At 53.6% G+C, this 24109-nt stretch carries 21 protein-coding genes; 9 read left to right on the top strand and 12 right to left on the bottom strand.

The genetic code is table 11. The features are described 5' to 3' along the window. Nucleotides 1–18: 18 nt before the first annotated feature. From EI42_RS25255 to EI42_RS25230, 6 genes are all read right to left on the bottom strand, one after another. Nucleotides 19–720, bottom strand: coding sequence for a hypothetical protein (locus EI42_RS25255; protein WP_111325416.1), 702 nt, complete (start codon nt 718–720; stop codon nt 19–21). A 231-nt stretch (nt 721–951) separates the two neighbouring features. Further along, a complete protein-coding gene (locus EI42_RS25250) occupies nt 952–1386 on the bottom strand; it encodes a hypothetical protein (RefSeq protein WP_111325415.1) in 435 nt (144 codons plus the stop codon). Nucleotides 1387–1688: 302 nt separating this feature from the next. Next, entirely contained in the window at nt 1689–2921 is a 1233-nt protein-coding gene (menA, locus tag EI42_RS25245) for a 1,4-dihydroxy-2-naphthoate octaprenyltransferase (RefSeq protein WP_111325414.1), read from the bottom strand. Nucleotides 2922–3202: 281 nt separating this feature from the next. Beyond that, a complete protein-coding gene (locus tag EI42_RS25240) occupies nt 3203–3850 on the bottom strand; it encodes a translin family protein (RefSeq protein ID WP_111325413.1) in 648 nt (215 codons plus the stop codon). A gap of 133 nt (nt 3851–3983) precedes the next feature. Next, nucleotides 3984–4460: a hypothetical protein gene (locus EI42_RS25235; protein WP_111325412.1), complete on the bottom strand. Its 477-nt coding sequence runs from the start codon at nt 4458–4460 to the stop codon at nt 3984–3986. 175 nt (nt 4461–4635) lie between these two features. Continuing rightward, nucleotides 4636–4989 carry an SUI1 family translation initiation factor gene (locus EI42_RS25230; protein WP_111325411.1) on the bottom strand — a complete coding sequence of 118 codons (354 nt, stop codon included), beginning with the start codon at nt 4987–4989 and terminating at the stop codon, nt 4636–4638. Between the two features lie 96 nt (nt 4990–5085). On the opposite strand from EI42_RS25230, the gene EI42_RS25225 reads away from it, so the two are divergent. The 3 genes from EI42_RS25225 to EI42_RS25215 all read left to right on the top strand — a co-directional run bounded on the left by EI42_RS25225 (nt 5086) and on the right by EI42_RS25215 (nt 9464). Further along, nucleotides 5086–6171 carry a dipeptidase gene (locus EI42_RS25225; RefSeq protein ID WP_111325410.1) on the top strand — a complete coding sequence of 362 codons (1086 nt, stop codon included), beginning with the start codon at nt 5086–5088 and terminating at the stop codon, nt 6169–6171. Between the two features lie 142 nt (nt 6172–6313). Next, the gene (locus EI42_RS25220) at nt 6314–7555 is read left to right on the top strand and encodes a serine/threonine protein kinase (protein WP_111325409.1); all 1242 of its coding nucleotides are present in this window, start codon (nt 6314–6316) and stop codon (nt 7553–7555) included. A 139-nt stretch (nt 7556–7694) separates the two neighbouring features. Next, on the top strand, nt 7695–9464 hold the full coding sequence (locus EI42_RS25215; RefSeq protein WP_111325408.1) for a serine/threonine protein kinase: 1770 nt from the start codon (nt 7695–7697) through the stop codon (nt 9462–9464). Here the strand turns inward: EI42_RS25215 and EI42_RS25210 are convergent. Next, nucleotides 9455–10123 (bottom strand): HD domain-containing protein, encoded by a 669-nt coding sequence (locus tag EI42_RS25210; RefSeq protein ID WP_170142901.1) that lies wholly within the window; start codon nt 10121–10123, stop codon nt 9455–9457. The two genes, EI42_RS25215 and EI42_RS25210, sit on opposite strands and share 10 nt — an antisense overlap. 156 nt (nt 10124–10279) lie before the next feature. On the opposite strand from EI42_RS25210, the gene EI42_RS25205 reads away from it, so the two are divergent. Beyond that, a complete protein-coding gene (locus EI42_RS25205; protein WP_170142900.1) occupies nt 10280–11077 on the top strand; it encodes a response regulator transcription factor in 798 nt (265 codons plus the stop codon). On the opposite strand, the gene EI42_RS25200 is transcribed toward EI42_RS25205, so the two are convergent. Continuing rightward, entirely contained in the window at nt 11062–12498 is a 1437-nt protein-coding gene (locus EI42_RS25200) for a helix-turn-helix transcriptional regulator (protein WP_170142899.1), read from the bottom strand. The two genes, EI42_RS25205 and EI42_RS25200, sit on opposite strands and share 16 nt — an antisense overlap. A 220-nt stretch (nt 12499–12718) precedes the next feature. Here EI42_RS25200 and EI42_RS25195 point away from each other — a divergent pair, with 220 nt between their 5' ends. Then, nucleotides 12719–12937, top strand: coding sequence for a heavy-metal-associated domain-containing protein (locus EI42_RS25195; protein WP_246046329.1), 219 nt, complete (start codon nt 12719–12721; stop codon nt 12935–12937). A gap of 225 nt (nt 12938–13162) precedes the next feature. Beyond that, nucleotides 13163–14227 (top strand): helix-turn-helix domain-containing protein, encoded by a 1065-nt coding sequence (locus EI42_RS25190; protein ID WP_137686134.1) that lies wholly within the window; start codon nt 13163–13165, stop codon nt 14225–14227. 2 nt (nt 14228–14229) lie between these two features. On the opposite strand, the gene EI42_RS25185 is transcribed toward EI42_RS25190, so the two are convergent. From EI42_RS25185 to EI42_RS25170, 4 genes are all read right to left on the bottom strand, one after another. Then, nucleotides 14230–15021 carry a CoA-transferase subunit beta gene (locus EI42_RS25185; RefSeq protein WP_170142898.1) on the bottom strand — a complete coding sequence of 264 codons (792 nt, stop codon included), beginning with the start codon at nt 15019–15021 and terminating at the stop codon, nt 14230–14232. 13 nt (nt 15022–15034) lie between these two features. Then, the gene (locus EI42_RS25180; RefSeq protein WP_111325430.1) at nt 15035–15949 is read right to left on the bottom strand and encodes a CoA transferase subunit A; all 915 of its coding nucleotides are present in this window, start codon (nt 15947–15949) and stop codon (nt 15035–15037) included. Nucleotides 15950–16141: 192 nt separating this feature from the next. Continuing rightward, nucleotides 16142–17200: a ribonucleotide-diphosphate reductase subunit beta gene (locus EI42_RS25175; RefSeq protein WP_111325402.1), complete on the bottom strand. Its 1059-nt coding sequence runs from the start codon at nt 17198–17200 to the stop codon at nt 16142–16144. A gap of 89 nt (nt 17201–17289) precedes the next feature. After that, nucleotides 17290–19809: a ribonucleoside-diphosphate reductase subunit alpha gene (locus tag EI42_RS25170; protein WP_111325401.1), complete on the bottom strand. Its 2520-nt coding sequence runs from the start codon at nt 19807–19809 to the stop codon at nt 17290–17292. Nucleotides 19810–20556: 747 nt separating this feature from the next. On the opposite strand from EI42_RS25170, the gene EI42_RS25165 reads away from it, so the two are divergent. The 3 genes from EI42_RS25165 (at nt 20557) to pcaF (ending at nt 24086) form a co-directional block, all read left to right on the top strand. After that, complete coding sequence (locus tag EI42_RS25165; protein WP_170211507.1) at nt 20557–21993, top strand: MFS transporter; 1437 nt, start codon at nt 20557–20559, stop codon at nt 21991–21993. A 93-nt stretch (nt 21994–22086) separates the two neighbouring features. Beyond that, on the top strand, nt 22087–22863 hold the full coding sequence (locus tag EI42_RS25160) for an enoyl-CoA hydratase-related protein (RefSeq protein WP_111325399.1): 777 nt from the start codon (nt 22087–22089) through the stop codon (nt 22861–22863). A 26-nt stretch (nt 22864–22889) separates the two neighbouring features. Continuing rightward, nucleotides 22890–24086, top strand: coding sequence for a 3-oxoadipyl-CoA thiolase (gene pcaF / locus EI42_RS25155; protein ID WP_111325398.1), 1197 nt, complete (start codon nt 22890–22892; stop codon nt 24084–24086). Nucleotides 24087–24109: the final 23 nt, after the last annotated feature.

The following is a 24109-nucleotide window of genomic DNA, read 5'->3' as shown; positions in this document are numbered from 1 at the left end:
ATGGTCCGATGATATTGGCTAGCTCTGACCTTCTTCTTCTGGCGCGTTCGGCTGCTCATCCTGTGGCACAGCTTCAACAGACGTTTGCTGTTGCGCAGACTCCTCAATCCCTTCGCGCACCTGCTGGACTTCATTTTTCAGTTCAGCCTGCTCCTGCTGCAACAGGCCACTCTGTTCACGCTGGATCTGCTCCCCGCCCTCTTCGACGCGCTCCTTGCGCCACTTCTGGATCATTACGAAGGCACCGACACCGGCTGCAACCAGCCCGACGCCAAACCCAACCGTTGCCCAGAATTTGCCAGTGCGCACATCGCGGGCCAACTTCTGGCTGTAGCGATTCAGCTCGTTGTTGATCTCCTCGCTTTTGTGACGCAGATCACGGGCGGCTTGCTCGCTGCGCTTGTTCAATTCCAGGGCCACCTTTTCGCTATAGCGGGCAAAATCGAGCGCGGCCTTCTTGCGACGTTTCGCCAGCTCCTTTAGAAAGGCCTCGCTTGGATTCGAGAGATCCCGCCGGGCTTCCTTACCACGTTCGGCCATATCATGCACCAGGCGGTTACCCTGCTCCGCAACTAACTGGGCCAGCCAGTTTCCACGTTCGGCCAGCTCACCAGCCAGTTCCTCGGCTCGTGTACGCAAATTCTGGATATATGGTCGCCCTGTCTCTAGCAACGTATCACTGAGAGAAGGCCTGGTTTCCGCTTCAGTCCTGAGTCCCATAAAACACCTCACAACAATGCTGAGAATAAGTAGGTGGATTGTTCCGGCATCCCTTGCCGGGCACAAAATATAGTATGTCAGCTCATATCACAGAATGTCAAGAAACTGTGGTTCTTCTCTTGAAACGGGGAAAACAATCAAAGGGGAACAGCGTATTTCAGGCCTATCGGCAGTCGGGATACGCGGAAAAATCGCACGGAGAGCGCAAAAACCGGGCATCGCGGCTACATATTACTGACGATCTTCGGTCGCGAACTCACTTAATTGCAGAACAAGCCGGCAGAAGTGCAACATCGCGGACGCAGATTCCAGATAGGCTTCATCACCGATGGACTGTTGTAGCCCGGGAGCACGGCGCCGCAGAGCACGCAACACAACCATGACATCTTCTTTCAACGAAGGATCAAGCGTGCCACGCTGCATCAGCAGAATCACCTGATTGACAATAGCGTCAACCTCACGGCGCATTGCGGAGAGATCATCAGTCCAATCCTCATCACCTGTGATACTTCCTTCTCCCCAACCCAACGCGTCAGCTAACTGGTCCCTGCGTCTCGCCTCGCTCCGTAAAGACCTGCGCCCCGGTCGGAGGTGAGCCCTGGGCTCTTCCTGCTCTACTCCCAGTTCTTCCAGTAGTACAGCTAGTTCTTCTTCCCAGCCAGCCATAAAGCACCTCCTTGTGAAACATACTCTCAAACACAGTGGCGAACATTGTTCTCGCCAGTCAGTTCTCGGTTCTTTTCTGAAATATATCAGTATTGTTTCGCATTGCCGTCCTAAGCGAAGTGTAACACAGTGTATCATCCTTGTAAATGGCCCGAATGGTCATAGTGTGTGTGGTCTTCTTCAGGATCTTTGAGCAGACTTTTGAAGCGACATGACATCAAAAGCCAGTTTCACCGACAAAAGAAAAGATGGGACATTGTTTCTGGCAAAACAACATCCCACCTTTTCTCTCCTCGTGTTTGTTATGGTAAAAGGAGCATCGGTATATTCGGTACCAGCGGCAGCAAGGCAGCTATCACCATGCCAAGCACCAGTAAGAGAAGAAACTGTCGTTCTAACTTGAGTGTCGTGCGTAAAACAAGTTGAAAGCCAGTGGTGACGTCTGTGCGCAGCACGCCACTGATCGCAACAAAGAGCGAAGGCAATGACCAGAGTGCAAGCAAGATCCAGTGAGGCGCGCGGGGCGGCACACCGAGCACAATCACGACGGTATAGGCCGCCAACACCAACACCAGATACACATAGCGGCTGAGCTTGATGCCGAGACCGGTCGCCACCGTATATTTTCTGGCCTGTTGATCCCCCTCGATGTCACGCATGTTGTTCATAAGAATGATTGCAGCGGCTAGCAAGCCAGCAGGCAGGCTATAAATGATAGCGCTGAGCGGCGCTTTTCCGCCCTGAATCAGGTATGCCCCAAGCGTAATCAAAGGCCCATAGATCAGGAAAGCGACAAGCTCACCCAGAAAGAGCGCTGATAATGATTTTGTCGTAGCACTATAGAAGTACGCGCCGAGCACACCGAGGAGCCCGAGCCCATAGACCAGCGGACCACCAGCGAAGGCGACGACGGCCCCGATAACCGCTCCCAGGCCAAGCAACACCAGACCGACAATCAGCACCCGCACCGGCTTGATCAAGCCCTGTTGAATCAACCCACCCGGCCCGAGCGTGTTACTGGTGTCCACCCCATGCACATAATCGTAGTAATCATTGATCAGATTGGCACCAAGCTGAAGCAGCAGCACGCCGATAAGCGCTCCCAGAAAGTGGAGGAGGCGGAAATGACCAAACATGGCATCTTTTGAAATAGTCTGCGTCCATGCAAGGGCACTACCAACCAGTAGCGGCAAGAGCGCCAGCGACAGATATGCAGGCCGTAAGCCATCCCACCAGACCCGTACCCACTCCCCTATTGAGCGCTTATACTCGCCGGTCGTAGCGATCAGCGGAACGGGCGCTTCCACTTCATTCGTCGGCTCGACCGAGTGAACAATAACCTCTGGCTTTAAGGTGTCAATTGCTTGCAGCGAGCTCATCGCGATCGTCGGCACCTCCTCGGCACGCACCGCTTCCGCTGTCACGACCTGGGTTGATGCCTGCTGCTTCTCTTCTCTTTCAGTATCGTGTGTTTCAGTTTGCCTGGCCTTTTCTACAACTTCAGGTTCCTTCGCTTTTTCTTTTTCCTTTGCCATAAAAGCTCCCCTCTCAGCATGGATTGGGCTATACTCAGATCTTCATTCCCCCCCTCACTTCCACCAGTTTGTTTTCAGCCACCACCCGGAGATTGATATCCCGTTGCAACACGTTTCGGTACTGCTCTTAGTATACAAAACAGAGAAACTAAAACATTAATACATACATATTTTCTACTATAGTACAACCGGCATGAGAGAAAACAAAATGCCGGAAGTAGCAGATATCTCTACTCACAGAGATGAAAAAACAGTGTACGTCATTGCAGCCAATTGTTCGACTATGACTGCTGGTGTTTACGCAATTCCTCCTGCAACGCCTGCATCGAGCGCTGCAACTGCACCTGATTGGCCGCAGTTGTGAGGTCACCACGAGTCTTTTCAAGGATACCACGGGTTGCGTCTGTGGTTCGTCTCAGACCGGAGGTAATCGCGTCGGGGAAATCAACGGTAATCAACAATGAATAGATGTCGTCCATATAGCCGAGGTAGGTTTCGCAGCTTTCAAAGTTGCCACGACGGAGCTGATCCAGCACGTACCGTCGCAGTTCGCCCACAGCCTCCGCCAACCCGTTCAGATACGCTGCCCAGCCGATGTTGAGGTCAGAGGCATTTGGCAGGGAGCGATGACGTGTCAGTGCGGAGAAACAAACCGCTTCTGCGTATTCCTTTTGCGCATCCTGGACAAAACCAGCAAAGAAGATATCAAGGTGGTCCCGCAGATCTTCTCTCATTTCGGCCAGCAGGCTTGCAGCCTGAGCGATCAATTGTTCAGCAGTAGCGGACTCATGGCGATGAGTCGCGCGAATACTATTCGCGCAATAGCGGATCACCTGGCGCGCCTTAGGCAATGCCTGCTCGCGTGCGGCATGCTTCAACCCCAGGTGCTCAATTGCTTCTTTCCCGATCTTTTCGATATGTTCAGGCATCGCGGTACAACTTCCTTTCAGCCCGCCGCTGAAGTTAAGCTGGGCTGTAGTTTATTCTATAAATACACATACAGTGTACCATAGCCGAAAGGAGTGCACCATATCCGCTGTTTACAGTAGTACTCTCCCGTGCCTATCTTTTTTTCCTGCTCTTCTTTTGTACTTCATCATTTACGAGCAGAGGATATACGTCAATCTCTTCGGGAAAGCTCAACGTTTGCATGTCTCCTTGCCAGAACAATTGCTTCATCATCTCCGCAACCGCATAGAGCATGTGCTGAAGCGCTGCCTCACGATTCCGCTCATATGCAGCACTTCCCGTATAGACAGTGAGATCCCGGAAGTACGCATTCAAGGGCATACGCTCGGAGAGACGCACAAGATAGATTTCTACCTTGATATCACCACGATCAACAGGAACCATCACCCGCAATTCCGGTTTCTGCTCGACAATATCCAGACGATAAAAGACGCCATAATGATCCCGGGAGGCCTGAAAAATCGAGACTTCCGGTGTTGTATCGCCACTGCTATAGTAGCTCTCCTCTGGACGTTCCATTTCTACACCTAATCTTGCCAGAAACTCTTCAAACTGCTCGTTCAGATTCATACAGGTTCCCTCTCTTACTTGAGATGCACATGAAGCAAATCACAAAAGTCGTACCCCTTTTATTTGTTCTTCCATACACCTCAATCAAAAACGGAAATCGATCGGCAGCCCGCAAGAAAAAGAAAAGCCGGAACCCGCTCGTATCCCGGATTCCGGCCTGTCGAGGGTGCGCAACTCAGCCCCCCGTACGTTTGACCTTATAGCCCAGCGCGGTAAGCTTCTCCTGTATCTTCTCAAGGTGATCGCCCTGGATTTCAATATTTCCTTCTTTGACGGTTCCGCCCGTGCCGCAGAGTTTCTTCAACTGCTGTGCAAGGCTGACCTGCTCGCTTTCAGGCACATTGCTGATGATAGAAACAGTCTTCCCGCCGCGTCCCTTGCGCTCTCGGCGCAGTCGCACTACAGAATCAACCGGCTTCTTCTCTGCCGTGCCGCCCTCATCACAGCGGCATTTTTTATAGGGCTGCCCGCATCGTGGACAGGTCGTCACTCTTCCGCTGTCGGTAGAATAGACAATTCGATCTGACATGATTCCCCCATTTGCTTTCGCTGACAACTGATAATCCACCAAATTTGTAAAAAAGATTGTATCATATCAGGAAAAGCAACAGAGGAGACACCTTCTATGCTGATTATTGATGGTCATGAAGACATTGCTTACAATGCCCTTGAGTGGAAACGTGACATCCGTCTCTCCGTGCATGAGGTGCGCAAGCGTGAAGGGCACACGTCCTCGGGAGAAGGCGCAGGCGGAATCGCTATGTCTGGGCTTCCCGAGCTCCGTCGGGGCGGCTTCGGCGTCGTCTTCGGCACGATCTTTGTTGAGCCAGCCTTTATTTTTCCCGATGGAGTTCCCGCCGGTCTGACACAGGTCTATACAACACCTGAAGAGGCCTATCGCATCGGACAGCAGCAGCTCACCTATTATCATGAGCTGGCAAAAGAGCCCGGTATTTCTTTGATCCTCACGCAGGAGCAATTTCAATCGTTTCTTACCTCCTGGGAAGCCAGCAGCGCAGACGATCCACAGCGCCCCTTCGGCATTATTCCTTTGATGGAGGGAGCAGATCCGATTCGCACCCCTGATGAGGTTGAAGAATGGTTCCAGCGCGGCGTGCGCATTCTCGGGCTGGCCTGGAGAGGCACCCGTTACAGTGGCGGCACTGGTATGCCCGGCCCCCTGACTGATGCCGGAAAGGCGCTCTTGAAGGAAATGCAGCGTGTTGGTATGATCCTGGATATCTCGCACCTGGCAGAGGAAAGCTTCTGGCAGGCGCTCGACCTTTTCTCTGGACCGCTTCTCGCCAGCCACAGCAACTGTCGCGTTTTCACCCCCACAGATCGGCAAATCAGCGATGAGATGATTCGCGCCCTGATCGAACGAGATGCAGTGATCGGTATTCTTCCCGGTAACATGTTCCTGCGAGGCGGTTGGTCCCGTGCCAATCGGTTCCCCATCCATCTTGATGAGGTCGTTCGGCATATCGATCATGTCTGCCAGCTTGCTGGTGATACCCGACATGTCGCGATCGGTACCGATATTGATGGCGGATTTGGCCGTGATGAAACGCCAGAGGAACTGGATACGGTTGCCGATATCATCAAGATTGCTGACGCCCTTCGCGCCGCAGGCTATAAGGAAGAGGATATTGCCAATGTCATGCATGGAAACTGGCAGCGGCTCCTGACGCGCTCTCTCCCTGTGGCCTGATAGCCAATACTCTCGCCCTCCCGAATATGCTTATGGTCATGCCCTGACACATTTCAACCTGGCGACACGTGTATTTCTGGTAACCCTGTATTGTGTAAATAAAAGGGCTGTAATATTTTTCATTAGGAAGGGCGAGAGTTCTATGCGAGAGGTCCAACAGGTCAAGCGAATCAAACACTATCACATCCAGCGTCACCTGGCAAAAGGTGGAATGTCAGATATTTATCTTGCTCGTGATCCATACACAGAAGAACTCGTCGCTATTAAACTGGTTCATTGTAATCAAGAGAACTATGTCATCCGTTTTCTTCGCGAAATCCAGATGATGGAACAGCTCCATCATGACCATATCCTCCCGGTGCTTGACCACGGCAAAAGTGGTCCCTGGTATTATATGGTGACCCCCTTCATTCCGGATGGAACGCTCCGCGAGTATTTACAACAAGGCCCGCTCTCCTTAGCTGAAGCCGGAGAGCTGCTTGAACAGTTAGCCAGTGCACTCCATTATGCACATACACAGGGTTTTGTGCATCGTGATATCAAACCTTCAAATATTTTACTGCGCGACAAACACTATCTCTATCTGGCAGACTTTGGCCTGATCCGCCGAATCGGCGAGCTCGCCGCCAATGAAGAGGAACGCCTGACCGATAGTGGCTACCTTATCGGTACACCTGACTATATGGCTCCAGAGCTAGTCGATGAAGAGGCAACTCCACAGAGCGATCTCTATGCACTTGGAGTGCTCCTGTATCAGATGCTGACGGGCCGCCTTCCTTTTAAGGGGAATACCGCATCCACCACCTTCTTAAAGCATATTGCAGAAGACCCTGTCCCTCCAAGCAAACATATCGCGGAGATCCCGCCTGCTGTTGATGAAGTCATTCTGCGTGCGCTGGCAAAAGATCCACATGAGCGTTTCTCGTCCGTTCGTGAATTTGCACAAGCCTATCAAGCTGCTGTCCTTGAGGGCAAACGGCCCGTGCCTCATCCAGAACCGGACGAATATAGCTTGCTTCAAGCACCAGATGCAAAGCAGTTTCGGCCTATGCTGATTACAGCAGGAGTGCTGGCGGTGCCACTGCTTCTGCTCTCGTTGTTCTCTCTGTTACAGCTTCCAGCGCTGTTACAAGAACAGCCAAATTCTTCGAGCATCCAGCCGACAGCAGGTAGTCACAATCCAACACCAATGGGAACCGCAAACGGCGGCATCGATGGGAAATCAGGCAATCCACTGAACGCCGTCCCCTATCCAGGCCTCACAGTGCCTCCTGCTGCAACCGAGCAACAAAAAAAGCAGCCGCCCACCCGACAGAAGCATCAGCAGAAACAACAGCCAGAGCATGATAAGCAGCATAAGCCAGAGAAAGAGAAGAAGAAATAAACTGGCATGTACAGCCCTTTCAAGCCGATTGTACTCGTTCTGGTTGACAGAAAACACATAAAAACTTATACTGCACCTATACGTATCGAGAGTGAAATGATATGACGTTAGAGAAGGTCACGAAGGGATTCAAAAGCATATGCCTGACTCGTTGCTTCATTCGATGTTAGGCCCATATCATCTACGCCGCCTGCTTGGCAAAGGAGGCATGGCAGAAGTGTATCTGGCCTATGATGAGGCGCATCAACGTGAGGTCGCGGTCAAAGTAGTGCACAGAAGTAACGCCGATTATCTGGAACGCTTCTGGCGAGAAATAGCCGCAATTGATAAACTGCAACATCCCCATATCCTCCCGGCCTATGATTACGATACCGAGGGGGAATGGCACTATCTTGTGATTCTCTACGCACCTGGCGGCACCTTGAAAGAATGGATCAGAGAAAAACCGCTCTCACTGGAACACGCTAACCAGCTTTTAGCTCAGGTCGCCGACGCACTCCACTACGCCCACTGCGAAGGAATCATTCACCGCGACATCAAGCCCTCAAATATTCTCTTACGTGACGAGCATTATGCATATCTGGCAGATTTTGGCCTGGCGAAATCGGTTGAAGGAAGTCGAGAACTGACTCAGACAGGGACCTTGCTTGGCACCCCGGAATATATGGCCCCTGAGCTGGCAGAAGGGGCGGCCACACCAGCCAGCGATATCTATGCACTTGGCATTACCCTCTATCAGATGATCACCGGTCACTTGCCCTTTCTGGGCGAAACACCGCTCTCCACCTTCTGGAAACAACTGCAAGAGCAGCCGCCCCGACCCTCGGTCTTCAACTCGGAACTCTCACCCGCAATTGATGCCGTGTTACTTCGCGCACTGGCAAAAGATCCCCGGAAACGCTATCAGACCGCGCTCGAACTTGCAGCAGACTTTCAGCAGGCACTGGAATACCCTGAGATACAACCTCCATCACAGACAACAGGACCTACTCCTCGGACGCAGCAGCAGTTTGTCCTTTCCGAAACAGCGGCACCGGCGACTGTTCGCAAGCCAAGCACCTCATCATTTCAGTTGCCCCCACTTACTACCCACACTCGGAACACGCCTTCAACCGAGACCTTCAGACCTACAGAAGTACGACGCACAGTTCCACCACGCTCACCACGTCATCGCCATCGTATCATTGTCAGCATCGTACTGGTCGGCTTCTTACTGATTGTCGGCGTCCCGATGGCAGCATTGTATTATCTCCTCTCTCACTCGCCTCAGAACACCGTACAGCCAACAGTCAGCGCACAACCCACGCAGCAGGACCGGACGCCACAGGCGCAGGCAACCGCGACAACCGATGTGCCAGCAACCATCGCCGCCAGTCCTCCGCTGTTTGCTGACCCACTCACTGTAGCAAACCAGAACTGGGCAAACGATGGTACCCGCTGCCGCTTCACCGAGAATGGCTATCATAGCGTGGTGCAGCAAACTAATTATCTGCAACCCTGCGCATTACTCAACCACACGATCACTGATAGCGCGATACAGGTCGATGTGCAGTTACACTCTGGCAGCAATGCCGGGCTGCTGTTGCGCTTGCAGCGGGAGCAATTCTATGATTTTGAAATCACCAGCGATGGACAATTCTTCTTCCGGCGTCACGATGCGGGTGCCGGGGCGAATTATGTCTACTTGCTTGCAGCGACCAGCAGCCCGGCGATTCGTCCCGGTGACGTAAACACGCTGCTGGCAATCGCAACCGGCTCCACCTTCATACTGTACATCAATGGGACGCCTGTGGGCACGGTTCAGGATGAACGCTATAGTAGCGGCCAGGTAGCCCTGGCAGCCGGAACGCTTGCCCCAATTACTAGCGGTGATGCCTCGTTTACCAATTTCAGGCTTGTTCAACCCTGAGTCAGAGCAAGTTCCAGCCGTAACTGTTCTAGATAGGATTGCATAAAGCGCGTCCGCTGCTCTGCCAGCGCCTTTCCCGTGGTTGTCAGCATGTGCTCATGCAGCATCAGCAATTTCTGATAGAAATGGTCAAGCATATAGCGATGGTCATCGAGCAGGTGACTTTCAGCAAACGGGTCTTCAGGGTGATAGAGCTGTAAGCCTGTATGCTTGCGGGTCACGCCAGTGATCGCCCATCGTGCAACGCCAATCGCGCCCAGCCCATCCAGTCTATCGGCATCACGCACAACCCGGGCCTCCAGCGTCCGGGGCTCCACTCCCCTGCTAAAACTATGCGCGACAATTGCATGAGCGGTCGCTTCCTGAACCCCGGTCGGCACATGCTGCGCCTCCATAAGCTGGCGCGCCAGGTCTACCGAGAGATCTGCGTGATGCAGGGCCGTCTCTTCAGCCGCATGACCAAGATCGTGCATCAGGGCAGCCAGTCCGACCACAAAGCGGTTCGCTCCCTCCTGCTCCGCAAGATAGAGAGCAAGTGCATAGACACGCTGAATATGATCCCAGCCATGCGCGAGATCGTGGCGAGCCTCAAAGCGCCTGCGGACCTCAGCTGAGATTGCTGCTAACGTCTGCTCTTCCTCAAATAGCTCTTTCATCATGCGTCCCATCCTTCAAAAAATCGTTCTTGCCCTGTACGCTTCTTTAAAAATCACTCTTCCGGGTGATGTATCCCGTTTTCCTTGCTTGCTATACTACTGATGAAAGCTAGATTCGCTCACAAGAACCTCACTGCTGAAAACCCGGAAGGAGTCGCTATGCATCAAACCAAAATCGGTGAACAGAAGCAGTCTCCCACGCTCTCTCAGATCGCTCCCAAACCATCAGCAGGGGCTCCCCCTACCAGAACAGAGCAAGAGACGGCCACTCAAAACGCTGTAATTCGTGTGCTTCTGGTAGACGATCATACGCTGATGCGTGAGGGACTCCGTCAACTCCTCTCCCTTGAAGAGGATATCGATATTGTTGGCGAGGCCAGCGATGGCTTTGAGGCCATGCAGAAAATTCGCCAGATCCAGCCGCAGGTGATCCTGCTTGATATCAACCTGCCGGTCGTTGATGGAATCACCCTGACACGACAAATCACGCAGGAATATCCCGACATCTCGGTAATCATACTCACAATGTACCGACAAAATCAATATATGCTTCAGGCGCTGAAGAATGGTGCAAAAGGCTATCTCCCTAAAAGCGCTTCAGCCGCGGAAGTGGCCGAAACGATCCGTAAGGTGCATGCTGAGGGGCTGGCAATAGAGCCAGAAATGACCCGGGCCATCGTCAACGAATACCGCCGACTGGCCGAGGCCTCATCCGAAGGGCAATCAACCGAGCTACTCACTGAAAAAGAGCTGGAAATTGTTCGGTACGTCGCCGCGGGTTTGAGCAATAAGGAGATTGCGGAAAAGCTTTCGTATTCAGAGAAAACGGTGAAAAATTATCTTTCGATTATCTTTCAGAAGTTGCACTTGCGAGATCGGACCCAGGTCGCCATTTTTGCCCTGCGGCATGGTCTGCTCACTGACGAGGAGGTGCAGGGTTCCTATAACCAGCCATAGCGCATCGCCAGAACTGCCGCCTGGGTCCGATCTCGCACCTGCATCTTTTGAATAATATGGTGAATATGCGATTTCACCGTATCGATGCTGATGGAAAGCCGCTCAGCAATTGCCCGGTTCGAGAGCCCATCCACCACCAGACGCAACACATCCTGCTCCCGTTCTGTCAGGTTCGATACTCCTGCGGCAATTCCCCGGACAGGAAAGCGGGCGCGCACAATGGTGCCTTCCCCGACCTGTGACAGGATCTCAAAGTGCCCACCCGCGTTTTCAATCCGCTCGCGCATCGTTTGTAGCCCAAAGGGACGCTCACCCGGTTGTTCCTCGTTCAGCTTCTGCAACGTTTCCGGGCTGATTCCTCTACCGTTATCTCGTACCTCGACAATAAGAGAGCCCCGAGCAATGCGCATGCTAACGGTTACCCGGCTGGCCTGCGCGTGCTTGCTGACATTGTTGAGCGCCTCTTGAATAAAGCGATAGACCGGAACCTGTACCGCGGCAGGCACCTTATCCTGTAAGCCGGTAACCTGCCAGACAAAACTGACCTGTACTTCAGGGTTCATGCTCCGAAAGTCACCAATCAGGTTTTCAAGTGCAACCGCAATGTTTTTCTGTTCCAGCGAGGTGGGTTGTGGCGAGTAGACGGTATGGCGTAATTCCTCAACACATTCCTGTAAGAGCGCATGCACTTTTTCCAGTTCCTCAGCGCCTGTAAGGAGTAGCGGATGCTCGGGCAGATCCTCCGCTTTTTTGATGGTACGTTGAAGATATTCTATGCGCAACAAAGCCAGCGTGATATTCTGGGCGGGTCCATCGTGAATATCGCGGGCAATGCGCTCGCGTTCCCGCTCAACTGCCTGCTTTTGCTCCTCTGTCAGTTCAACCCTCTCTTCGGGCTCCTCAAGTGGTATACTGCCGGGTCGTGTTTTCGGGCGAACTGGACGTGTCTGTTGCAGATACATTGGCAGCAGTGTATTGCAGAGCCGCATTTCCAGCTCCTGCTCATCACTGAACGGGACTTTCCTGCGCGTCTGAAAGCCATAAATGATCAGACCATTCCGTGTTGGACTGAGCCGCACAGGCTGTATCCGCATCTCTCCCTCTGGCCAGCACCAGCTACGCTCTTCAACGTTGGCATCCAAGAGCTGCGTCAGATCCACAGCCCCACCAGTGGCGTTCTGCTGAATCAGCCGTTCAAAAGAGCCGCCTGCTGGAACTCGCGCGCTGGCATCTGTTGGGGCCTCACCATTGAAGGCAAGCAGCATCAGCAGGTGTTCTTCGGGCTCCAGAGCGAAGAGCGCAACATAGCTCGCCTGACTGCACGTACGCATATAGTTCAGCAGGCGTTTTCGGCCCCGCGCGATACTGCGTTCACGCTGTAACTGCATTATAAGCTGTAAGAGTCGATCAGGTGTTGACAAACATGCCTCCAATTTCTCGCATTGTCCCGGAGCTCTGTTTTCATCATACAGGAAGAGGGAATATGCACAACCGTTGAGGGCTTCATTTGCTGTAACACTTGCTTGCTTTCTCAAATCGTGATATACTACAAGTCGTACCCATACCCAGGGGGGTTGGGAGACAAACCACAACGACTTTTCCGTGGGCCTTGCGCTCATGCAACAGAGAAAGGGCATTCACATGGCAAACATTCAGGAAGTAGTGCTTTCTGTCCCCGATATGAGCTGCGATCACTGTGTTCATGCAATCAAGGGAGCGCTTGGCGGCCTGTCGGGCGTGCAGAAGGTTGATGTTGACCTCAACACAAAGACCGTCCGGCTTGACTACCAGCCTGACCAGGTTTCCATGAAAGACGTTGAAGCAGCACTCGATGATGCAGGGTACACTGTTGCCCACTAAATGCATCAATACAATGCAAGAGGGATGAGCCATTCAGTGCTCATCCTTTTTTCATGTCCAGTATAAAAAATACATTAAATTCTCCCGGAAACTCCTTACAGCTATTTCCACTCCCCAAATCCAGTGCTACAATACAGGTATTCTCAACTGCATTCCAGAGGAGATACACCTTCTCTACGTGGTATCAGGAGTGTTGCTTTACGCAAACAGAAGGAAGGGGAAAAGGTGAAAAAACCAGAAGAGGCTATACCTAATCAGCTACTCCGCAGCGCCCGCGAATCTCTGGGCTGGACACAGGAAGAACTGGCCGAGCGGCTCGGCACCACAGGAGTTACCATCAGTCGATGGGAGAGCGGAATTACCGTTCCGAACCGGCATTTTCGGCAGAAACTCTGCTCGTTGTACGGGAGAAGCCCACAGGACCTGGGACTCCTTCAACTTGCTCCATCGATCTCGCTCACCATAGCACATCCCCCCAAACGAAAACGGCACGCCTCGCCGTTTCTCTTCAATGAGCCCTTGACCGATATCCATGAGTTCTACGGACGACATCGGGCACGAGAGACCCTCATCCATCGTGTCTCCCGTCAGGCCTCGACTATCATTGTCGGCCCGGGTCGTATCGGCAAAACCTGGCTGATCGATTATTTACGCCTCAGTGCACCTCTAGAACTGGGAGTCAGATTCTGTATCGGCTATCTCGACGCTGCAACGCCAAGCTGTCGCACCATTACCGGCTTCGCGCGTGAAGCCACTGAGGCGCTCGGACTCTCCGCTCAGATACGCGAAAGAGGCCTGCTTACACTTGAACAGGGACTCAAACTCTTTCGAGCGACTAACCGCGTTCCCGTTCTCTGCATCGATGAGTTTGAGTCCCTCTGTAAACAGCGTCACTTTACGGCCACATTCTTTCGCAACCTTCGCTCGCTCACCAGAACCTATGGGCTGGTATTGGTGCTTGCCAGCTGCCTGCCGCTCTCAACCTATTTGAAACGCGAGGAAGATACCAGCAGCTTTTTCAATATCTTTGAGCAGATTACGCTTGAACCATTTCAGCGACCAGAAGCGGAGCAATTCATCCATGACAAAAGCATCCAGGCCGGTTTCACGCCATATGAGCAGCGCTATCTCTGGCGCTATGGCGCGGATAGCAACAACACATGGCCGCCCCTGCGCCTGCAACTGGTGGGCAAGCTCCTGCTTGAGGAGCGCGGGCAATGCGGCGGATACCATCCTGACAGAAACTTTGCTCGGAAGCTTCAGAAAACCTACTATGGGGCGTTGTCGTAGCCTCAGGCAGTCCAGACGCCGTGAGGATCACATTCACGAATCAGACGTAGTTCCTCTTCCGTTGGTGGCTTGGTTTCACGGCAAGAAGGAGCAAGGCGCAACGGCCAGTCCGTCTGTTCCTGTATCTGCTCGATGCTCGTTCCCGGATGATAGGATTGTAACAGCGCCTCTCCAGTCTCGGGATCAAAGATAAACACCGCCATTGTGGTAATCAGGGCGACCGGGCCGCCACGCGGCAACCCGACTCGCTTTCGCCAGGAGACGCCTGCCGGGCCATGCTCATCAGGATAGCCATAGCCCGGGCTGGTTACAAAATCAACCCGCTCGCGAAAGCGATGGCGCTCATGGGGCATGATAATCGCCAGCCGTTGCGCCAGCGAAGCGATATCAGCGCCGCCCCCACTGCCCGGCAATCGAACCCGGGGTCTGTCACGCCAGTTCCCGATAACTGAGGTATTGAGATTGCCATAGCGATCAATCTCGGCCCCGCCAATAAAGCCCAGTTGCACATCACCGGCGGCCATCAAGCCCAGAAGCGTTACCGTGCCGGTCGTCCACAGGGCATCAGTGATATTAGGTGCGTCACCCATCGTATACAGAAGCTCGGAGGAAGGCGTGTCGCGCACAATGCCAGCCTCAAAGAGCCCGATACAATTGGGCGCATGCGTTCGTTTTGCCAGCGCGAAGGCCAGCAATGGCAGACGCATCCCAACAAAGACATTTTCACCGTCGCGAATCTCGCGGGCAGCACAAACCACCATTAGTTCACGCGGCGAATAGTGAGTAGCAGGCATGATGACTCCCTCCTCAATAGCCATAATCAACCTGAGCAGCATACCGGTGTTCACGAACCCGGAGGCTTGCAAGGCGCTCCTGTCCAAGTTTTTGGACATATGCCGCTCGATCCGGCACGCTTAGAACCCATTCCTCAAGCCACGCCCGATATCCTTCCTGCGTGCGCGTTCGTTGATGGTAGTCAGCAAACATGGCGTGATCCCGGTTGTAATAGCCCTGAACGGCAGAAGGGTGCGCTCCCCAGGGCTCATGAACGACCGCTCTGACCTTATAGGATGGCCCGATCACACGATTCGGGTCACTGGCAATCACCTCACGCGCAACGATCTCTTCCGCTACCAGGATCACAGTTTGCGCAGCGAGCATCGCTTCCTGACTGATACCGAGATTTCCCCAAAGATGCGCGTTGCCCTGCTCATCGCTGCGCTGGACAGAAATAAGGGCGACATCAGGACGAAGCGCCGGCACAAGCAGCACCGGGGAACCATCTAGAGGAGAAGAAGAGAGCAGAAAATGCGGGTTCTGGCGGGGGATATCACTTCCCAACAGCGATCGAGTGGGAATAAATGGCGCGCCGAGTGAGGCAGCCAGTAGAGCCAGCCCGATTGTATGATTGCTGAACTCCTGTACCATCAGCGAACGCGGTACGCCCTTCTCAATAGCACGTCGGTAGCAATGACCCAGGCCCTCGCTCACATTACCAACCCATGCCGCCTGAATCCGGCTGACACAGCCCGCTCCTATTAACTGGTCAAAGAGCATATCAGAAATCGGACCAATCAGCGTCAGCTCACGCTTTTGCTGGCGGATCAGCTCATGACCAAAGGCAAAGGGAATCAGTGGCTCCAACGCCACTCCTGCCGCAATCGAGGCACCATCAGGGACGTAATGCGCCACTGCATCACGCATCGTCATCAATTTGCTCATTCTGGCATGTTCTCCACTGCACAGCTATAATACACAATATAGATGATATTATGCCACGTTCTCATAGCTTTTGCTTACGGTACATGTTCCAGAGCAAAAAAGAAAAAGGCCCCGGAACGTGTCCATGTTCCGGGGCAGATGACAACGAGAGAGAGGAGACCTCAGTTTGTCTGCACGGGTGAGGTGCTCATCTTACTCCCATTCAAGCGTGGAGGCCGCCTGATACTCGGTGACGCGAGTCTCAAAGAAGTTCTTTTCTTTGCTCAGATCGATGGTCTCGCTCATCCAGGGGAACGGATGTGGCGAATGGTAGATCGGCTGCAAGCCAATGCGCTCCAAACGCCGATCAGCGATATGCTGGACATAGTCGCGGAAGAGATCAGCATTCAGACCCAGAATTCCATTCGGCAAGCAGTCCTGCGCATAAGCGATTTCCAGTTCCACCGCATGCTTGATCAGATCGACCACATGCGCCTGAAACTCCGGAGTCCATAACTCTGGATTCTCAGCCTTGATGCCATTAATCAGGTCGATACCGAAGTTCAGATGAATGGTCTCGTCACGCAGGATATACTGGAACTGCTCTCCAACACCGGTCATCAGGTTCCGGCGGTGGAACGAGAGCATCATCACAAAGCCACTATAGAAGAAAATACCTTCCATAATGACATAGTAGCCGATCAGGTTTTCAAGGAATTTCTGCATGCCCTCGAAGGTCTCGGTTGAGAAATCGGGATCAAGCACATCGGCAGTCAGTTGCATCTCAAACTCATCTTTGCGCTTGATTGCGGGAATATCATGATACATGTTGAACACTTCCCGCTCGTTGAGCCCGAGGCTCTCAACGATATAGAGGAACGTATGAGTGTGAATCGCTTCCTCAAAAGCCTGACGCAAGAGATATTGGCGGCATTCCGCGTTCGTGATATGTTTAAAAATAGCCAGCACAAGGTTATTGCCCACCAGGCTCTCAGCCGTCGCAAAGAAGCCCAGATTGCGCATAATCACAAGGCGCTCATCTGGCGTCAGACGGTCCGACTTCCAGATCTCAATATCTTTTGTCATGGGAACTTCAGTCGGCATCCAGTGGTTAGCACAACCATTGAGGTAATGTTCCCAGGCCCAGTGATATTTCAACGGCATCAACTGGTTTACATCGACATGCCAGCCATTAATCAGGCGCTTTTTCTGCGCTCTCTCTTCACTGGCTCGCTGCAACTGAGCCGGGGTATCATCAAAAGAAAGACTCATCGTTACAAGGTGGCTCCTTACACAGTTTTTCGGTACTAGCATTCAGGAAGAAGAGTGGGGAGAGTATTTCCCCACTCCCGCACAATCTCTTACTGGCAGGCCTCGCAGTCGCCATCCAGCGAGCACACATTCATCGACATGGTCTCAGGGAGTTGCTGGAACTGCGGCTTCTCACGCTCGACCTGAATCGAGCTGGATGGGCTGGCGTTCTTCATCCAGCGCGGCTGAATGCCAAACTTATTGATATCGATCGTTGACTTTTCGACCTGAGTCGCGGCCAGCGTACGCAGATAGTACGTCGTCTTCAGGCCTTTGTGCCATGCCAGCAAGTACATCTCGCTGAGCTTCTTGCCGCTCGGGTTAAACAGGTACAGGTTGAGCGACTGTCCCATATCAATCCACTTCTGACGGCGGCTTGCGCATTCAATCAGCCATTTCGGCTCAATCTCGAACGCAGTCTGATAGCGCATGCGCACATCCTCGGGCAGGAACGTCATCTCCTTGAGGGAGCCATCAAAGTACTTCAGGGCCTCAAGTGTGTTCTTATCCCAGATCTCAAGCTTTTTCAGGTCTTCGATCAGGTACGAGTTCACCGTAGTGAATTCGCCGGAAAGATTGCTCTTGACGTACAGATTCTTGTAGCTCGGCTCGATCGACTGGCTGACGCCGACAATGGAAGAAATCGTTGCTGTTGGTGCGATCGCCATCACATTGCTGTTGCGCATGCCATGCTCTTTCACAGCGGCCCGCACCTTATCCCAATCCATTGTTACACTGCGATCCATCTCGATCGGCTCACCACGCTCCTGCTCAAGCAAGGCAATGCTATCAATCGGCAGCATTCCACGATCCCACTTGGAGCCCTTGTAGCTCTCGTAAGCGCCACGCTCAGCAGCCAGCTCCGTTGAGGCGAGGATGGCATAGTACGAGATCGCTTCCATACTGCGATCAGCGAACTCAACGGCGGCCTCGCTGGCGTAGCTGATGCCAAGCTTATACAGCGCATCCTGGAAAGCCATCAAGCCCAGGCCGACCGGACGATGACGCAGGTTCGCGTTCCGGGCCTCCTGAGTCGGATAGTAGTTAATGTCAATCACGTTATCCAGCATGCGCACCGCCGTACGGACGGTCTTTTGCAGGCGCTCATGATCCAGCTTGCCATCATTGATATGGGCGGCAAGGTTGATCGAACCGAGATTACAAACAGCGGTCTCATCGTTTGAGGTGTTCAGCAGAATCTCGGTGCAAAGGTTGCTGCTATGCACAACGCCCGCATGATCCTGCGGCGAACGCACATTCGACGGATCTTTAAAGGTGATCCAGGGATGGCCAGTCTCAAACAGGCGCGTCAGCATCTTACGCCAGAGCTCGACAGCGGAAACGCGGCGATAGTGCGTCAGCTTGCCCTCCTCAACCATGCGCTCGTACTCTTCATAGCGCCGGGCGAAGGCCGCACCATAGAGATCATGCAGATCGGCGACATCATCAGGGCTGAACAGAGTCCACTGCTCATTGCGCTCCACACGCTGCATAAAGAGGTCAGAGATCCAGAGCGCGGTATGCATATCATGTGTGCGGCGGCGATCGTCACCGGTGTTCTTGCGCAGGTCAAGGAACTCTTCAACGTCAAGGTGCCAGTTTTCCAGATAGGCACAGACGGCACCCTTGCGCTTGCCTCCCTGATTGACAGCAACCGCGGTATCGTTAACAACCTTCAAGAACGGGATAATACCCTGACTGATGCCGTTGGTTCCCTTGATATGAGCACCGAGAGCACGAACGCGTGTCCAGTCATTTCCCAGGCCTCCCGCCCACTTGGAAAGCAGGGCGTTATCCTGGATGCACTTAAAGATATGAAACAGATCGTCATCAACGGTCGTGAGATAGCAGGACGAAAGCTGCGGGTGCGCAGTACCGGCATTAAAGAGCGTCGGCGTTGCGGGCGTAAAGTAGAACTGCGAGATCAGCTCATAGAACTCGATGGCGCGTGTCTCACGCTCGTTCTCACTCAGCGCTACCCCCATCGCCACACGCAACCACAGCAACTGAGGCAACTCAAAGCGGCGTCCCTTATGCTGCAAGAAATAGCGATCATACAGAATCTGCAGGCCGGGATAGGCAAAGAACAGGTCGCGTTCTGGATGGATCGCGTTTGCCAGTTTCTCCAGATCAAACTCTTTGAAGCGCGGGTCCAGATAGCCGTTGCTGGTTCCAAACTCGACGTATTCCTTGAGATAGGTCTTGTAGAACTCGGCGGCATCAGCCAGACGCACACGATTCTCGTTGGTCGTCTGCAACGCCTCGTTATAGAGCGAAACCAGCAAAATACGGGCTGCAACATAGGTATAGGCGGGCTCGAACTCAACCTTTGTGCGGGCCGCCATAATCATCGCCTGCCACAACTCCGCATCAGAAATACCGGCATAAACCGATGCATGAACTGCCTGGAACAGCTCATCCACGCTTATTTCTGGTCCGAAGCCATGACACACCTCATCCAGAATACGGCGCAGCGCCTCCGGGCTATATCCTCTGGAGGAAGCGGGCACATCGTGCTGTGTCGACTGAGTGGCAGAGTTTGCGTTACTTGAACTTATTACTTGAGACATCGCCTGTTACCTCTCGTAAAATTACAATCAAAAAAGCCTGTCCCTTCGTGGATCAGGCCAGACAGCAGGGAACACGCTACCTATTACAGCCCGAAAACCACAGGCTGTACGCGCCCCGTTATCGCCTCAAAGAAGTATAAAATTGTATTTTGCGCCTTTTCACACCCTGTTTTTGGGCATAAAAACACCCCTCGTCAAAAGGAGTTAGAACTTCGTTCAAAAAGGCAGGATTTTCAGAACGTTTTTATTTTGAGAAAGACAAGTCAGATGACAGCAAATGCTGCCAGGTGGTAAACACTTGTTGATTCCATTCGCGCCGAAGCCGCTCACTCTTCAGTTAGAGCAAGCGCAATAGCGCACATTTTCTTGCAGCTCTGCGACTGCTTACGTGGTATTACAGTAACATAAAGCCTTCACCCAGTCAAGAGCAAAAAGGGGGGAATTTCCCAACATGTTGTGTTACAGTAGGGTGTTTTCAACAATATATAGGGGTATGCCATTCTAACAAAGGGGGTTGTTGGTGTCAACAAAATCGAAAGGAAAAGGTACTATCGTCATTCGTAGCAAGGAGCGCTCTCTTTTTGGTCTCAAGCAAAGGAGGACTTCACCCCCTTATTATGCAGCAAATTACTTCATCGATCAAGCGCATATGGGACAAATGCCCCTGCCTACCGGCATAGCTTAGACCGTATACTCGTTGAATACGAGCATTCTCACATGGTCTGGAAGGAGCGAAAACACCACCCAATGGATACTGAGCTTTCCCCACGCCTGCGCTGGTCCCAGATTCTCGCCATCAGTATTTTCTGGTTCGGCCTGAGCTTCCACTGGGCAGCCCTGGGCTTTATCATCCTACCAAGCCAGGTTCTCAAGCTGGTTGGTGAGCCCGGCAAGGGTGCAGCGCTCGCCTTTGTGCTGATCCCGGGCGCATTTGTCGCACTGTTCGCGAACCCGTTTTTCGGGCTGCTAAGCGATCGAACAACGGGACGGCTAGCGCGCCTGGGCAAGCGACGGCCCTATATCCTGATTGGCACTCTGCTGAATGCCGGGGCCCTGCTCTGGATGGCGCTTGCACCTGATCTGCTTCAGTTAATGCTTGCTTATCTCCTGGTCCAACTTACCAGTAACGCGGTTCAGGCTCCCTTTCACGCTCTCCTCCCCGATATTGTGCCAGCCGCACAACGAGGACAGGTGTCCGGCACAATGGGCCTGCTTCAGATTGCCGGGACCATCGGTGGGACGCTTGTTTCGGGGCTTCTTATCGATACTGGCAAGCCAACGTATTTCACCGGTCTCTGGCTGGCCTATGGCATTGTGATTGTTGTCCTGCTTGTGCTAATGCTTGTCACGGTGCTGGTCGTCCGTGAGCGTGGCGAGAGCGTTACCGTGCAGACCCCGAAGCGCAAGCCCTGGCTCACGCGCTCGCACCTGCTAACGACTGGTATCACCCTGCTAAGCCTTGCACTTGTCTGGGGTTTGCTTGCGCTCTGGAATCTTTTGCGACCCGTCGGCATCCAGATCAGCAGCGAAGCGCAACAGGTAATTCTTGAGATCATCGCGGCTATTGGCCTCTTACGCATCTTTGAGTTCTCGCCGCGCCGCACTCCCAGTTTTGCCTGGGTACTTGTCACCCGGCTCTTTGTGATGCTGAGTGTGTATACGATCCAGACCTATCTACTCTACTTCATGCAAGATGTCGTGCGCGTTGATTCTCCTGCCCTGCAAACGAGCAACTTTATCATCCTCGTTTCGATTACCAGCCTTATCAGCGCCTTTGTCGCGGGCTGGCTCTCGGACCGTTTCGGGCGAAAACGCATTATCTATATCTCGGGAACGTTAATGGCGCTGGTTGGGCTCATCTTCATCGTCTCCAGTTCGCTCCCCATCGTCATCTCTGCCGGGCTGATCTTCGGGCTTGGCTATGGGGCCTATCAAAGCGTGGACTGGGCCCTTGTTGCCGACACCCTTCCATCACGGGAGACCTTTGCCCGGGATATGGGCGTCTGGAACATCGCGCTCGCAATTCCACAGATTATCGCTCCAGTCATTGGAGGCCCTTTGATCGACCACTTTTACCGCATCGGACAAAGCACACTCGGCTTTCAACTGCTTTTTACGCTGGCTATTCTCTACTGCCTTATCGGGACTGTGACGGTACGTTATATCCGAGTTGTCAATCAGTGAGGCAACACACGCCGCCACACATGTCGTATACTACAGAGAGAATACTATCTCTTTCTGTTTGTACAGGACGCTATTTTATGTGAAAGGGAGACTATGGCACAGTATCAGTATATCCTCACCGAACGTGATGAGCGCGTTGGCATCCTTACGCTCAACCGCCCAAATCAGCTCAATGCGCTCAACTTCCAGCTTGTCAACGAACTGGCAGACGCGTTAGAGGAATTTGATCGCGACGATGCGATCCGCTGTATCGTCATCACCGGGGCAGGCGAGAAAGCGTTTGCCGCCGGAGCGGACATCAAAGAGATGTCCGATAAGTCCCCTATAGACATGATGCTTGGCAGCTTTGAGGGCTGGAAACGCATCAAGCAAATCAAAAAGCCAACCATTGCCGCCGTCGGCGGGTATGCCCTGGGCGGAGGCTGCGAGCTCGCAATGCTCTGTGACATGATTGTCGCTTCCGAAAACGCTCGGTTTGGGCAGCCCGAAATCGCCATCGGCGTCATCCCCGGCGCAGGAGGCACACAGCGTCTTGCCCGCACGCTCGGGAAGTATCGCACGATGGAAATGGTGCTGACTGGCGCGCAGGTAACAGCGCAGGAAATGGCGGCACTGGGATTGGTCAACCGGGTCGTTCCCCGGGGAGAGCATCTTCAGGCTGCGCTGGAGCTGGCCCACAAGATTGCTGAGCAGGCACCGATCGCGGTTCGCCTGGCCAAAGAAGCGGTAGCAGCGGCCTTTGAAACCTCGCTCGAAGAGGGATTAGAGATTGAGCGGAAAAACTTCTTCCTGCTCTTCGCTACCGAAGACATGCGCGAGGGAATGCGAGCCTTTATCGAGAAACGGAAACCGAATTTCCAGGGCAAATAGGTTAGCTGGACGAAAGTAGGTTCACGATGGAAGAGGCGGTTATCCTTTCAGCGGTACGCACTCCAATCGGGCGCTACGGCGGCATTCTCAAAGATGTCCGTCCCGACGATCTCGGGGCGCTGGTCATCAAAGAGGCCATTCAACGCGCTGGCATCGAGCCAGCAAGCGTTGAGGATGTCATTTTTGGCTGCGCTAACCAGGCGGGCGAAGATAACCGCAATGTCGCCCGCATGTCTCTTCTACTTGCAGGCTTGCCCGTTGAGGTTGCCGGGCAGACCGTCAACCGGCTCTGTGGCTCCGGTTTGCAGGCGATCAACAGCGCTGCCCATGCCATCCAGGCCGGAGACGGAGATACCTTCGTCGCGGGCGGCGTCGAGAGCATGACGCGCGCCCCCTTTGTCCTGGGTAAAAGTGACGCAGCGTTCGCACGCTCTCTCAAACTGGAAGATACAACGCTTGGCTGGCGCTTTATCAATCCGCGGCTGGCAGCGCTGTATCCTCCCTACAGCATGGGTGAGACCGCCGAGAACATCGCGGAGCGCTACCATATCAGCCGCGAGGAGCAGGACGCCTACGCCCTGCGCAGCCATAGACGCGCTGTTGCGGCTCAACAGGAGGGGCGTTTCGCCATTGAGATCACACCGGTCACGATCCCACAGAAAAAGGGAGAAGCGCAGGTTGTCTCTCAGGATGAGCACCCACGCCCTGACACCACGCTTGAGAAGCTGGCCGCTCTCAAGCCGGTATTTCGCCAGGGCGGCAGCGTAACCGCCGGAAACGCGGCAGGCATCAATGACGGGGCCGCGGCACTGGTTCTGATGGCACATAACCGCGCCCGAGCGCTTGGGCTGCATCCCCGTGCGCGCATAGTTGCAACGGCAGTGGCAGGAGTTGATCCTTCCTATATGGGGCTTGGTCCGATACCGGCTACCCGCAAAGTGCTGCAACGCGCTGGATTGACCATTCAGGATATCGACCTGATCGAGCTCAATGAGGCCTTTGCGGTTCAAGTGCTGCAATGTATCCGCGAACTGGACATCGAGCCGGAGAAAGTGAATGTCAATGGAGGCGCAATCGCCCTCGGTCATCCCCTCGGTTGTAGCGGAGCCAGATTAATGACCACACTGCTGTATGAGCTTGAACAGCGCGGCGGACGTTATGGGCTTGCGACCATGTGCATCGGCGTCGGCCAGGGCATCGCGACGCTGATCGAGCGCCTCTAGACCCCAGGCAAGCAAAAGCGCGG

This window comes from Thermosporothrix hazakensis, from assembly GCF_003253565.1.
GTDB lineage: Bacteria > Chloroflexota > Ktedonobacteria > Ktedonobacterales > Ktedonobacteraceae > Thermosporothrix > Thermosporothrix hazakensis.
The sequence above is the reverse complement of the archived record's forward strand: the minus strand, read 5'-3'. Positions and strand labels throughout refer to the sequence as shown.